The organism is Kitasatospora sp. NPDC007106 (assembly GCF_040634455.1).
Taxonomy (GTDB): Bacteria; Actinomycetota; Actinomycetes; order Streptomycetales; family Streptomycetaceae; genus Kitasatospora; species Kitasatospora arboriphila.
Window position 1 is genome coordinate 1 of sequence record NZ_JBEYFP010000188.1, and the last position, 10,097, is coordinate 10,097.

General features: G+C 73.4%; 6 protein-coding genes. 2 read left to right on the top strand and 4 right to left on the bottom strand.

All coding sequences use genetic code 11. The annotated features are described in order from the left end of the window. Both ABZ641_RS17095 and ABZ641_RS17100 read right to left on the bottom strand, forming a co-directional pair. The coding region (locus ABZ641_RS17095; RefSeq protein WP_359982670.1) for an ATP-binding protein at positions 1-2,286 on the bottom strand (2,286 nt) is incomplete at its 3' end. A gap of 60 nt (positions 2,287-2,346) precedes the next feature. Next, complete coding sequence (locus ABZ641_RS17100) at positions 2,347-3,144, bottom strand: MHYT domain-containing protein (protein ID WP_344623724.1); 798 nt, start codon at positions 3,142-3,144, stop codon at positions 2,347-2,349. A gap of 378 nt (positions 3,145-3,522) precedes the next feature. On the opposite strand from ABZ641_RS17100, the gene ABZ641_RS17105 reads away from it, so the two are divergent. Next, the gene (locus ABZ641_RS17105) at positions 3,523-6,279 is read left to right on the top strand and encodes a cellulose binding domain-containing protein (RefSeq protein WP_359982673.1); all 2,757 of its coding nucleotides are present in this window, start codon (positions 3,523-3,525) and stop codon (positions 6,277-6,279) included. A gap of 105 nt (positions 6,280-6,384) precedes the next feature. Here the strand turns inward: ABZ641_RS17105 and ABZ641_RS17110 are convergent, their stop codons facing one another. Both ABZ641_RS17110 and ABZ641_RS17115 read right to left on the bottom strand, forming a co-directional pair. Beyond that, on the bottom strand, positions 6,385-7,731 hold the full coding sequence (locus ABZ641_RS17110; protein WP_359982676.1) for a cytochrome P450: 1,347 nt from the start codon (positions 7,729-7,731) through the stop codon (positions 6,385-6,387). A 114-nt stretch (positions 7,732-7,845) separates the two neighbouring features. After that, positions 7,846-8,913, bottom strand: coding sequence for an RNA ligase (ATP) (locus ABZ641_RS17115; RefSeq protein WP_344623721.1), 1,068 nt, complete (start codon positions 8,911-8,913; stop codon positions 7,846-7,848). Positions 8,914-9,135: 222 nt separating this feature from the next. Here ABZ641_RS17115 and modA point away from each other — a divergent pair, with 222 nt between their 5' ends. Beyond that, positions 9,136-9,963, top strand: a complete 828-nt coding sequence (gene modA / locus ABZ641_RS17120) for a molybdate ABC transporter substrate-binding protein (RefSeq protein WP_344623720.1) — start codon at positions 9,136-9,138, stop codon at positions 9,961-9,963. Positions 9,964-10,097 lie beyond the last annotated feature (134 nt).

Below are 10,097 nucleotides of genomic sequence, written 5' to 3' on the forward strand. Positions count from 1 at the left end.
GGCGCGGAACGGCGTCGGCCGCAGCACGCCCGGGTCGTCCCCGAGGGCGCCGAAGGGCGCGGCGGTCGGCAGCGGGCGGACGGCCGGCGGGTCCTGCCGCTCGGGCTCCGGGGCCGGGACGGCGGCAGTGGCAGGGGCGGCAGCGGGAGCCGGGGCCGCCTCCGGTCGTGCGTCGGCGGCCGGCTCCGTCACGGCGGCCGGACCGGCCGGTGACCCGGTCTCCAGCAGGGCGGTCGGCAGCAGCACCACCGCGGTGGTGCCGCCGTACGCGGAGGGCCGCAGCGACACCCGGACGCCGTGCCGGCGGGCGAGGCGGCTGACCACGAAGAGGCCGAGCCGGTCGCTGTCGAAGAGGTCGACCTGCTCGGAGGCCTCGATCCGGCGGTTGGCGTCGGCCATCGCCTCGGGGCCCATGCCGAGGCCGCGGTCCTCGATCTCCACGGCGTAGCCGTTGCCGACCTGCTCGCCGCGGACGTGCACCCTGGTGTGCGGCGGCGAGAAGCCGGTGGCGTTCTCGACGAGTTCGGCGACCAGGTGGGTGAGGTCGGCGACGGCCTGCCCGGAGACCGCCGCGGGCGGCAGCCGGTGCACCTCGACCCGGGCGTACTCCTCGACCTCGGCGACGGCGGCCCGCACCACGTCCATCAGCGGGACGGGCTTGCGCCAGGCCCGCCCGGGGGCCGCCCCGGAGAGGATGATCAGGCCCTCGGCGTGGCGGCGCATCCGGGTGGTGAGGTGGTCCAGGCGGAAGAGGTCGGCCAGCTCGGCCGGGTCCTCGGTACGGCGCTCCATCGCGTCCAGCAGGGTGAGCTGGCGGTGCACCAGCACCTGGCTGCGCCGGGCGAGGTTGACGAACACGCCGGACACCCCGGACAGCACCTCGGCGCGCTCCACCGCGGCGGTGACTGCGGCCCGCTGCACCCGGCCGAGGGCGCCGTGCACCTGGCCGATCTCGTCGCCGCCGTGCGGCCGCAGCGGCGCCTCGGCGGCAATGTCGATCTCCTCGCCGGCGCGCAGCCGCCGCATGGTCGCGGGCAGGGTGCGGCCGGCGAGTTCGAGGGCGGAGTTGCGCAGCCGGACGAGTTCGGTGACCAGGCCGCGACCGATCTGGACGGAGATCAGCAGCGAGGCGAGCACGGCGGCGAGGCCGAGCAGCACGGCGAGCCCGGCCGGGGTGAACAGCCCGAGCGCGTACGGGTCGGAGCGTTCGGCGGCGGCGCTGCCGGCGGCCCGTTCCACGTCGGCCAGGCCGCGGGCGGTGGCGTCGGCGAGGTCCGCCCAGCGGTCGGCGGGCGCGGCCTGCAGGGCGCCGCGGCCGTCGGGGGCGTCCCGGACGGCGTCCTCCAGGCGCGCGAGTTCGCGGTAGTCCGCGCCGCCGGTGACGGCCTGCAGGGCGGAGCGGTCGGCCGGGCGCAGGTCACGCGAGGCGGTCTGCTCGAAGAGCCGCCGGGCGTAGACGGCGGCGCCGAAGTCGCGCCGCTGGGGCTCGTCGAGACGGCTTGCGGCCTGGCCGGCCCGCAGCAGGCTGTCCTCCCGGGCGAGCAGTTCGCGGGCCCGGGAGAACTCCAGCAGCACCCGGGCGTCGGAGGCGACCCGGTGGTCCTGCAGGGCGGTGACCGAACCGGTGACCTCCAGGGCACGGTCGATCGCGGCGGTGTAGGCGGCGTACGTCTCGGGCCAGCCGGCCTGGTGCTGGAGGACCTTGGCGCGCAGCGCGGGCAGGGCGGCGACGGCGGCAGTGAGTTCGTCGACCCGGCCGGCGGTCTCGTCACCGAGGCCCTCGGCGTCGGCCCGGTTGTAGCCGTCGGCGAGGTGCAGCGGGGCGGCGGCCCGGTCGGTCGCGGCGGCGGCCTCGCGCAGCGCGTTCTCCCGGCCGGGCGGCCCGCCGGCCAGCAGCTGCCCGGCGGCGGTGCGTTCGGCCTGCAGGCCGGTGACGGTGGCGGCGACGGGGTCGAGCACCGTCCGGGTGACGACCTTGAGGTGCAGGGTGTCCCAGACGCCGCGGGCCGTGGTGACGGTGGCGAAGGACCAGAGCGCCAGCACGGAGACGACCGGCACCATCAGCAGGGCGACGATCCTGGCGCGGACGGTGCGGGGGCGCAGCCGCAGCCCGCCGGAGCGGGCCGGGGCCGCCGGCGGTGCGGGGTGGCCGTGGGCGTCGGCGGCCTCCTCCCGGGCCTGTGGGCCGCGGTGCCGGCCGGCGGGCCCGGTCGGGCCGGGGCTGTGTCCGGCGGAGCTCGGCCCGGTGGCCGGTGCGGTGCGCGGTGTGCCGCGGCTTGCTCGCATGGGGCGCGGGGTCCTTTCGAGCGGTGGCGTCAGGGGCGCCCGTGACCGTGGTGGGCGGTCCTAGGCGGCGCGGTCGAGGTCGGCGGTGCCGAGGTCCTCGATGGCGAGTTCGCCGGCCTCGCGGTAGGCGGCGCGCTCCTGGGCTGTGGGGGACAGTGCGACGAACGCGGAGGTGAGGAAGAGGAAGGAGCCGAGGCCGACGGCCAGCGGGAAGACAAACTGCATCGGGGTCGCGCCGCCGAGGTCGGTGCGGGCCGGGTCCAGGTGGACGTGGACGGCGGCCATGCCGGTGTAGTGCATGCAGCTGACCGCGACGCCCATGATCAGGGCGGCGCCGCCGGCGGCCACCAGGGTGCGGATGGCGACGGCGGCCCAGAGCGCCGCGGTGGCGGCACCCACGGCGATGGCGACGGACAGCACCACGGTGGCGGGGGCGTACTCGACGGTGCCGTGCAGCCGCAGTGCGGCCATGCCGAGGTAGTGCATGGCGGCGACGCCGATGCCGGTGGTGAGGCCGCCGAGCAGGATGCTGCGGCCGCGGTGCCGGCCGTAGCCGACGGTGAAGACGCCGAGGCCGACGACGACGACGGCGACGAGCAGGCTGAGCACGGTGAGCGGGACGTCGTAGCGCAGCTCGGTGCCCTCGACGGTGAAGCCGAACATCGCGACGAAGTGCATGGTCCAGATCCCGGAGCCGATCGCGGCGGCGGCGGTGAGCAGCCAGTTGCGGCGGGACGGCCCGCTCGCGGACAGCGCCCGGAGGGTGCACCGCAGCCCGAGCGCGGCACCGACGCAGGCCATCAGGTACGACAGTGCCGGGGTCGGCCAGCCGAAGCTGACGTGGTTCATGGTTCCCATCAGGGCCTCCGAAGGACGTGACCGGACGGTCGGTCATATGCCGTTCGCACGTGCGAAGGGCTTCTCGGATGCGGTGGACGCTACCCAGCGTTCACAAATGGTCACCGGAAGATGTGAAAAGCTGCCCGTCGAACCCGGCGGGTGTGCTCGAATGGGCGGACCCCGTGTGCCGAAATGACTGATGTTCCGTCATGTCCGGTTGCGGACAGGGCTCGTACGCCGCCCTTCTGCCCGCGCACCGGCGCGGTTAGGGTCACGCCACGACGGCCCGCACGACGCGCCCCACCCGTTGCGCGGGGGCATCCCTCCCCACGGTCGCGTCGACCGTGGTGGCCCTCTCCCCACCCCTCGCGGGCCCGCGAAGGAGTCCGTTCCCCCATGCCCCCTGTCCTCTCCCGTCCCCGGACGGCCGTCACGGCGCTGGCGGTGAGCTGCGGCCTGGCGGTGTCCTGGCTGTCCGGCCTGCACAGCACCGCCACGGCCGCCACCGAGGCCACCTCCGACACCTACACCTGGAGCAACGCCAGGGTCGACGGCGGCGGCTTCGTCCCCGGCATCGTCTTCAACCAGACCGAGAAGGACCTGGTCTACGCCCGCACCGACATCGGCGGCGCCTACCGCCAGGACCCGGCCACCAAGAAGTGGATCCCGCTGCTCGACTCGGTCGGCTGGAACGACTGGAACCTCACCGGCGTCGCCTCGCTCGCCACCGACCCCGTGCAGACCAACCGGGTGTACGTCGCGGCCGGCAACTACACCAACAGCTGGGACCCGAACAACGGCGCCGTCCTGCGCTCCACCGACAAGGGCAAGACCTGGGCCCGCACCACCATGCCGTTCAAGATCGGCGGCAACATGCCCGGCCGCGGCATGGGCGAGCGGCTCGCCGTCGACCCCAACGACGACCGGATCGTCTACTTCGGCGCACCCGAGGGCAACGGCCTCTGGAAGTCCACCGACTACGGCGCCACCTGGGCCAAGGTCACCGCCTTCCCCAACGCCGGCAACTACCAGCAGGACCCCACCGACACCAGCGGCTACCTCAGCTCCAACCCGGGCGTGCTCTGGGTGACCTTCGACAAGTCCAGCGCCGCCGCGGGCGCCGCCACCAAGACGGTCTACGTCGGCGTCGCCGACAAGGAGAACAACGTCTACCGCTCCACCGACGGCGGCGCCACCTGGACCCGCCTGGCCGGCCAGCCCACCGGCTTCCTGCCGCACAAGGGCGTGCTCGACAGTGTCAACGGCTACCTCTACCTCGCCACCAGCGACACCGGCGGCCCGTACGACGGCGCCAAGGGCGACGTCTGGCGGTACGACACCAAGGCCGGCAGCTGGCTGCAGATCAGCCCGGTCAAGTCCTCCGACTCCGGCGCCTACTTCGGCTACAGCGGCCTGTCGGTCGACCGTCAGCACCCCAACGTGGTGATGGTGACCGGCTACAGCTCCTGGTGGCCGGACACCCAGATCTACCGCTCCACCGACTACGGCGCGACCTTCAAGCCGATCTGGGAGTACAACGGCTACCCGAACCGGGTCGACCACTACACCCTGGACACCACCACCTCCCCGTGGCTGAGCTGGGGCAACCACCCCTCGCCGCCGGAGGAGACGCCCAAGCTCGGCTGGATGACCGAGTCGCTGGAGATCGACCCGTTCAACTCCGACCGGATGATGTACGGCACCGGCGCCACCCTCTACGGCACCGACGACCTCACCGCCTGGGACGCCGGCTCGAAGATCACCGTCAAGCCGATGGTCGAGGGCCTGGAGGAGACCGCCGTCCAGGACCTGATCAGCCCGCCCACCGGCGCCCCGCTCATCAGCGCCCTCGGCGACATCGGCGGCTTCCGCCACACCTCGCTGACCACCACCCCGGCGATGATGTTCCAGTCGCCGAACCACGGCACCACCACCGCCCTGGACTTCGCCCAGACCAACGGCAACACCGTCGTCCGGGTCGGCAACACCTCCAGCGGCTCCACCGACAAGCACATCGCCTTCTCCAACGACAACGGCGCCAACTGGTACGCGGCGAGCAGCGAGCCGAGCGGCATCACCTCCGGCGGCACCGTCGCGCTCTCCGCCGACGGCACCCGGGTCGTCTGGTCCCCCGGCGGCGCCTCCCCCGTCGCCGGCGCCTTCGGCGGCAGTTCCTGGACGGCCGCGAGCGGCCTGCCGGCCGGCGCGAGCGTCCAGGCCGACCGGGTCAACCCCAAGAAGTTCTACGGCTACGCGGCCGGGGCCTTCTACCTCTCCACCGACGGCGGCGCCACCTTCGCCAGGACCGCGGCCACCGGCCTGCCGGCCAAGGGCAACGTCCGCTTCAAGGCGCTCACCACCACCGAGGGCGACATCTGGTTCGCCGGCGGCGCCGACGACGCCACCTACGGCCTGTGGCACTCCACCGACTCGGGCACCTCCTTCACCCGCCTCGCCGGCGTCGACAAGGCCGACAGCATCGGCTTCGGCAAGGCCGCGACCGGCACCTCCTACCCCGCGCTCTACACCAGCGCCCAGATCGGCGGCGTCCGCGGCATCTTCCGCTCCGACAACGCCGGGGCCAGCTGGGTGCGGATCAACGACGACAACCACCAGTGGGGCTGGACGGGCGCCGCGATCACCGGCGACCCGCGGGTCTACGGCCGGGTGTACGTCTCCACCAACGGCCGCGGCATCATCGTCGGCGACACCTCCGCGGTGACCACCCTCTCCCCGTCGCCCTCCGCCTCGGCCTCCGGCTCGAACCCGGCCTCGCCGTCGCCGTCTGCCTCACCGTCGTCCTCGCCTTCGAGCAGCCCCAACCCCGGGTCCTCCTGCGAGGTGACCTACGCGGTCAGCAGCCAGTGGGGCGGCGGCTTCGGCGCCAACGTGACCGTCAAGAACACCGGCGGCACCGCGGTCAACGGCTGGACGCTGAAGTGGTCCTTCGCCAACGGCCAGACCGTCAGCTCGCTCTGGAACGGCGCCGTCACCCAGACCGGCGCCGACGTCACCGTCACCAACCTCGCCTACAACGGCAGCCTCCCGGCCAACGGCGGCACCACCTCGTTCGGCTTCAACGGCACCTGGACGGGCACCAACACCAAGCCCGCCACCTTCACCCTCAACAACACCCCCTGCACCGTCACATAGGCGACAGCTGAACCAGGGGCGCGTGGGGCCACCTCCCGCGCCCCTGTCGGCACACCCCTCACGCCGGGACAACCCATCAGGGGCGCGGCCCATGTGCGCCTGCACCTACCTCCGGGTGAGGCGGATGCGGACGGGGCCGCGGGCCTCCAGGGTGATGGCCTGGCCGAGCGGGACCTCGGTGTCGACGGTCTCGACCTCGAACTCCCGCAGGACGGCGGCCAGTGCCAGCACCGACTCCAGCATCGAGAAGTGCTGGCCGATGCAGGCCCTCGGCCCTCCGCCGAACGGGAACCAGGCGTAGCGGTGCCGCCCGGCCTCCCGTTCCGGGGTGAACCGTTCCGGGTCGAAGCGCTCCGGCTCCTCCCAGTGCCCGGGGTGGCGGTGCGTCACGTACGGGGAGACGAGGACGTCCGCACCGGCGGGGATCCGGACGCCGCCGATCTCGCTGTCGGCGACCGCGCGGCGGCCGATCACCGCGGCGGCCGGGAACAGCCGCATGGCTTCCTTCAGCACGGCCGTGGTGTAGGGCAGGGCGGCGAGGTCGTCGGCCTGCGGCGGCCGGTCGCCGAGCACGGCGAGGGCTTCCTCGCGGGCGCGCTTCTGTTCGGCGGGGTGCTTGCCGAGCAGGTGCAGGGCGAAGGCGAGCGAGGTGGCGGTGGTCTCGTGGCCGGCCAGCAGGAAGATCAGGACCTGGTCGCGGAGTTCGGACGGGTCGAGCCGTTCGCCGTCCTCGCCGCGGGCGGCGGCCAGGAGTCCGAGCAGGTCGTCGGAGTGCTGTCCGGCGCGGCGGGCGATGATGGCGTCGCAGACGGCGTACAGCTCGCGTTCGGCGGCCTGGGCCTCGCGGTTGCCGGGGGTGGGCCACTGCCGGGGGATCCGGACGGGGGCGAAGCCGCGGTCGCGGACGTACGCGCCGAGCACCGGGAAGGAGCGGCGGACGGCGCCGATGGCCTCTTCCACGTCGGTGCCGAAGAGGATCCGGGCGACGGCCCGCAGCGCGAAGCCGGACATCTCCTCGGCGGCGTCGACGACGCCGCCGGGCACGGCTGTCCAGCGTTCGACGAGGGCGGCGGACTCCTGGGCGATCGCGTCGGCGTAGCCGTCCACCCGGCGTTTGGTGAACAGTGGTTGGACGAGCCGGCGTTGGCGCTGGTAGTCGGCGTCCTGGGCGGTGAGCAGGCCGTTGCCGAGGCTGAGCCGGACCTCCTCGTACAAGGTGTTGTCCTTGCGGAAGTCGGCCGCGCGGGCGGCGAGCACCTGCTGGGCGCCCTCCGGCGAGAACACCATGTAGAACTCGACGCGCAGGCCGGGCGGCCCGGCGGTGAAGCGCACCACGTCGCCGTGCTCGCGGTGCGCGGCGAGGTAGGCGGCGAGCGGGTCCCTGGTCAGGTCGAGCATCGAGCCGATCAGCGGCAGCCCCGTCGGGCCGGGTGTCCGGGTGGTGGCCTGCACAGTGTCCCCCTCGGGTCGGATCTCTCCTGGTTCCATAGTGACTGAGTGGTCGTCAGGAGAGTAGGGCGTGCGTGCGGACCGGACGTGACGATCCGCACACACACCCGGCCCGGGTCACTCGTACTCGGTGCCGCCCTTGCGGGTGAGGTAGGCGCCGCCGACCGCCTTGGCGATCGCCCGGCCGCCGGTGACGGGGCTGTACCGCTCGGCCTGCGTGCGGACGACGACGCCCTCGCGGATGTGCAGCTCCTTGCCGGAGACGGTCTCCCGGCCGTCGGCGAGCTCCAGCACCACGGCCTGGTCGTAGGGGCCGCGCCACAGCTCGGGCACCACGGGCAGTTCGCCGCCGAGCACCTCGGCGGCGTCGAGCCAGCGCAGTTGCCCGTCGACGACGGCCGACACGTCGAACACGGCGTAGCCGGGGAGTTCGGTGCGGCCGGAGGCGCCGTAGGAGAGGTCCTGCACGCCGGCGCCGAAGACCTCGCCGAAGACGCCGACCCGGCTGGCGCCGATCCGCTCGGCGAGGGCCGCGGCCACCTCGGGGACGCCGTGCGCCCGCACGGCCCGCCAGTACAGGTTGGTGTCGTCCTCCTTGAGGGCGAGGCCCTGGGCGCCGATGCCCTTGGAGGAGACCTGCACCTCGCCGGACTCGGCGTGGTAGGTGACCAGGCAGCAGCTGCCGTGCACCTTCTCGGTGACGACAACGGGCTCGCCGGGCTCGAAGACGGTCGGGAAGCGCTTGAGGTTCTCGATGTCCACCCAGGGCAGCAGGTCGGGGGCGGCCTCGACGTCGCCGTTCATGTGGGTGGGGATCGGCGGGCGCCACTTGGTGATGCCGAGGCGCTCCGCGAAGTCCTCGCCGCTCTCGGCGGCGGCGGCCAGGTCGACGTCCGCCAGTTCGCCCGGGCGGCAGACGATGCCCTGCGAGAGCTCGCCGCGCAGCCGGACGGCCTTGACCCGGTCGGCGTTGGAGCCGGCCAGGCGCCCGGTCAGTCCGAGCTCCTCGATCAGGGCGGCCGGCAGCACGGCCTGCTCGGGGATGTACACCGCGGTCTCGCCGGTGCGGTACGCGCCCTTGGCGACCACCGCCCGGTACAGGCCGATCTGCGCCAGCTCCAGGGCGTCGGCGTTGGGGTGCTCCAGGATGGTCAGGTGTTCCGCGGTGACGCGCAGTGTGGACATCGGTGTCCCTCCCCGTTCGATACGACGGGGAACACTCTGGCGGCGGCCCGGCGGCAGGGCCAGGGATTTTCGGCCCGGGGCATCGCACATGCGAGAGACGGGGCGCCCACATGCTGGCCTGTGCGATGAAACAGGGGACGTGCGGCCCGCATCTACGACAGTATGATCGCCGTTGTCACCGCACCTCCGCGCCTCCCAGCGGCGCGGCAGAAGGGGAACCCCATGAGCACCGCAAGACGCCGTTCCGCCGTCGCCGCCCTCGCCGCGGTCGCCCTCGCCGCCGGCCTCACCGCCTGCGGCAGCAGCGGCACCTCGAGCAGCAACGCCGCACCGGCGTCCTCCGCCGCCTCCGCGGGTGCCCCGTCCTCGGCCGCCAAGGTCTCCGGCGACCTGACCGTCTTCGCCGCCGCCTCGCTGAAGGAGACCTTCACCGCGCTCGGCAAGAAGTTCGAGGCCGCCAACCCCGGTGTGAAGGTGACCTTCAACTTCGGCGGCAGCTCGGCGCTCGCCCAGAGCATCGTCTCCGGCGCCCCCGCGGACGTCTTCGCCGCCGCCAGCCCGGCCACCATGAAGACCGTCAGCGACGCCAAGGCCGCCGAGGGCACGCCCCAGGTGTTCGTGCGGAACACGCTGGAGATCGCCGTCCCCAAGGGCAACCCGAAGCACATCACCGGCCTCAAGGACCTCTCCGGGGTCAAGGTCGCGCTGTGCGCCAAGGAGGTGCCCTGCGGCGCCGCCGCCCTGAAGGCCCTCCAGGCCGGCGGGGTGAACATCACCCCCGTCACCCTGGAGCAGGACGTCAAGGGCGCCCTGACCAAGGTCGAGCTCGGCGAGGTCGACGCCTCGCTCGTGTACCGGACCGATGTGCAGGCCGATGCTGCGAAGATCGACGGTGTGGAGTTCCCCGAGGCGGCCAAGGCCGTGAACGACTACCCGATCGCCGCGCTGGCCAAGGCGCCCAACGCCCCGGCCGCCGCCGCCTTCGTCGCGTACATCCGGTCCGCCGAGGCCGCCCAGGCCCTCACCGCCGCGGGCTTCCAGGCGCCGTGACGCCCGCTCCGGCCGCGACCCGCCGCCGCGCCCGGCGCGGCGGCGGGCGGGTGCCGTACAGATCGGAAGAGCGGCGGGTATGGAAAGAGTGTTGTGGGTTATGTGTAGAACTAGGGGGTAGCCGGTTAATTAAA